The 257-nt window shown below is 38.1% G+C and carries 1 protein-coding gene; it reads right to left on the minus strand.

Annotated features, from left to right (window positions below; all coding sequences use genetic code 11):
* On the minus strand, positions 1 to 187 hold a 187-nt coding region (locus IV91_RS17680; protein WP_200874457.1), incomplete at its 3' end, for a transposase.
* Between the last annotated feature and the right edge of the window lie 70 nt (positions 188 to 257).

A 257-nucleotide genomic window follows, 5' to 3' on the forward strand; every position in this document is an offset into this window, starting at 1 on the left:
GCATAACCTCAAGTTCCAATATTTCACATTTATACTCAGTAGCAACGTCTTGTATAATTTCTTTCAGCCGAACGTCAACGCCCTTCACTAAAACCGAACGCCGATACTTAGGACACCAAATAACCTGGTATTTACAGGAGTAAACTACGTTCAGGTTGCTCTTGTATTTTATGGTGTAATCGCTCATGTACTAATTATACAGATGCTAGATATATAATGCAAGACAAATCTAAGTCAAAACCAACTTCCCGCTTTCC

Origin of the sequence: Ferrovum myxofaciens, from assembly GCF_000735045.1 — a bacterium.
Lineage (GTDB): Bacteria > Pseudomonadota > Gammaproteobacteria > Burkholderiales > Ferrovaceae > Ferrovum > Ferrovum myxofaciens.